Genomic DNA, 2,788 nt, shown 5'->3' with positions numbered 1-2,788 from the left:
GGCCGTACCGCCGCCCTGGATCGCCTGGCGGGCCGCCAGCACCGCCACGACGGTGCAGGTGAGTGTCGTACGCCGCCAGGCCAGCCGGGTGCGCTCCGGCTGGAGTCCGGGATCCCGGTCGGGCACCGGGGACGGAGGCACCGGATCCGACGGCCCGGAGGCGCCCGTCGGCATCAGCCCGCCCGGCCCAGCAGCACGATGATCAGCATCACCACGGCCACCAGTCCCACCGCCAGACTCAGCAGCGTCGGAAAGCCGGACACCGGCAGATCCTCGCCGCGCCGCATCGCCAGCTCGCACCGCACCCAGTGGTTGACCGCGCGCAGCGCGCACAGCGCCCCGGCCGCGAGCAGCGCCACCGCGAGCCCGATCCGTACGCCCCAGCGCAGGTCCGGCAGGAACTGGTCGACCGCGAATCCGCCGCCGACCAGCGCGAGCGCCGTACGGATCCAGGCCAGGAAGGTGCGCTCATTGGCCAGCGAGAACCGGTAGTCGGGCGTCTCGCCCTCGTCGCCGATGCGCCCGGGCGCGAACCACAGCCGCAGGCTCCGTACAAAGCCGGTCACGTGCCGCACCCTACGCGCGCGGCGCGTGAGGCGCACGGGAGGCCCTGAGCCGCTCGTAGGCCGCGAGGCCGTCCGGCACCCACTCCCACTCGCCGAGCCGCCGCTCCAGCTCGGCCTCCGTCAGGAAACCGTGCCAGTCGACCTCCTCCACCTGCGGATCGACCGGCAGCGCACAGCGCACCCAGTACACATACGCGCTCTCCCGGACGGATCCGTCCGGCGCGTCGTAGCGGAACGGGAACAGCGGTACGGGACGGTCGAGGCCCGACACGCCGAGCTCCTCCTCGGCCTCCCGCAGCGCCGCCTCGTCATAGCTCTCGCCCGCGCCCACGACACCGCCCACGAACATGTCGTAGAGAGAAGGGAAGACGAGCTTGCCGGCCGTCCGGCGATGGACGAACACCCGGTCCTCGGCGTCCCGTACCAGTACGAAGACACAGCGGTGGCGCAGGCCCTTGGCGTAGATCTCACCGCGTGGCGCCCGTCCGACCACACGGTCGTTCTCGTCGACGACGTCCAGGATCTCGTCAGCAGGGCTCATGAACCCCATCCAACCAGTTGACGTGTTACTCACGCGTACGGAGGATCGGACCACCTGCCCGGCCGCCTGCCCGGCCAGTTGCCCGCCATCTGCTCGCGAAGGACGGAAACCATGGCGTACGACGCTGATGTGATCGTGATCGGGGCGGGCCTCGCGGGCCTGGTCGCCACCGCCGAACTGGCCGTCGCGGGCCGGTCCGTCATCCTTCTCGACCAGGAGCCCGAGCAGTCGCTCGGCGGCCAGGCCCACTGGTCCTTCGGCGGACTGTTCTTCGTGGACTCGCCCGAGCAGCGCCGGTTCCGGATCAAGGACAGCCGTGAACTCGCCCTCCAGGACTGGCTCGGCACGGCCGGCTTCGACCGTCCCGAGGACCGCTGGCCGCGCGCCTGGGCCGAGGCGTACGTCGACTTCGCGGCGGGCGAGAAGCGGGCCTGGCTACATGCGCAGGGCGTACGGTTCTTCCCGGTGGTGGGCTGGGCCGAGCGCGGTGGTTACGACGCGCTCGGGCACGGCAACTCCGTACCGCGCTTCCACATCACCTGGGGCACCGGGCCCGCAGTGGTCGCGCCGTTCGAGCGGCGGGTGCGCGAGGGTGTCGCCCGCGGGCTGGTGACCCTCCGGTTCCGGCACCGTGTCACCGGCCTCGGCGCCACGGCCGGCGCCGTGGACACCGTCACCGGCGAGATCCTGGAGCCGAGCGAGGCCGGACGCGGCAGCGCGAGCAGCCGTACGGTCACCGGCTCCTTCGAACTGCGGGCGCAGGCCGTGATCGTCACCTCCGGCGGTATCGGCGGCAACCACGATCTGGTCCGCGCCCACTGGCCGGAGCGGCTCGGCACTCCGCCGCGCAAGATGCTCTCCGGAGTGCCCGCGCATGTCGACGGGCTGATGCTCGGCATCACGGAGGCGGCGGGCGGACACCACATCAACCGGGACCGGATGTGGCACTACACCGAGGGCATCGAGAACTGGAATCCGGTCTGGGCCCGGCACGGCATCCGTATCCTGCCGGGCCCGTCCTCACTCTGGCTGGACGCGACCGGGCGGCGGCTGCCCGTACCGCTCTTTCCCGGCTTCGACACGCTCGGCACGCTGGAGCACATCATGCGCTCCGGCCACGAGCACACCTGGTTCGTCCTCGACCGGCGCATCATCGGCAAGGAGTTCGCGCTCTCGGGCTCCGAGCAGAACCCGGATCTGACGGGCAGGTCGGTCCGTGGCGTGATCGGCCGTGCGCGCGCCGATGTACCGGGACCGGTGAAGGCGTTCATGGACAAGGGCGCCGACTTCGTCGTGGAGCGGGATCTGGGCGCGCTCGTACGCGGGATGAACGCGCTCACCGGGAAGCCGCTGATCGACGAGGACCGGCTGCGCCGCGAAATCACCGCGCGCGACCGGGAGATCGCCAATCCCTTCACCAAGGACCTCCAGATCACGGCGGTCCGCGGAGCCCGTAGCTATCTGGGCGACAAGCTGATCCGTACGGCGGCTCCGCACCGCATCCTCGATCCGGCGGCGGGACCGCTGATCGCCGTACGGCTGAACATCCTCACGCGCAAGTCGCTCGGCGGTCTGGAGACGGATCTGTCCTCGCGTGTGCTGACCGAGGCGGGCGAGCCGCTGCCCGGTGTCTACGCGGCGGGCGAGGTGGCCGGGTTCGGCGGCGGCGGGGTCCATGGCT

General features: G+C 71.5%; 4 protein-coding genes. 1 reads left to right on the top strand and 3 read right to left on the bottom strand.

What is annotated here, in order from left to right; translation table 11 throughout:
* From GA0115259_RS37860 to GA0115259_RS37850, 3 genes are all read right to left on the bottom strand, one after another.
* On the bottom strand, window positions 1-174 hold a 174-nt coding region (locus tag GA0115259_RS37860), incomplete at its 3' end, for a DUF202 domain-containing protein (protein WP_141716885.1).
* Window positions 174-566, bottom strand: coding sequence for a YidH family protein (locus tag GA0115259_RS37855; protein ID WP_093605128.1), 393 nt, complete (start codon window positions 564-566; stop codon window positions 174-176). The genes GA0115259_RS37860 and GA0115259_RS37855, both read right to left, overlap by 1 nt.
* Before the next feature lie 10 nt (window positions 567-576).
* Window positions 577-1,107 carry an NUDIX domain-containing protein gene (locus tag GA0115259_RS37850; protein ID WP_093605126.1) on the bottom strand — a complete coding sequence of 177 codons (531 nt, stop codon included), beginning with the start codon at window positions 1,105-1,107 and terminating at the stop codon, window positions 577-579.
* A 111-nt stretch (window positions 1,108-1,218) separates the two neighbouring features.
* Between GA0115259_RS37850 and GA0115259_RS37845 the strand changes: the two genes are divergently transcribed.
* A partial coding sequence (locus tag GA0115259_RS37845) for an FAD-binding dehydrogenase (RefSeq protein WP_093605124.1) occupies window positions 1,219-2,788 on the top strand: 1,570 nt, incomplete at its 3' end.

The sequence above is a fragment of the Streptomyces sp. MnatMP-M17 genome, from assembly GCF_900091995.1.
In the GTDB taxonomy this organism is placed as follows: domain Bacteria; phylum Actinomycetota; class Actinomycetes; order Streptomycetales; family Streptomycetaceae; genus Streptomyces.
The sequence above is the reverse complement of the archived record's forward strand: the minus strand, read 5'-3'. Positions and strand labels throughout refer to the sequence as shown.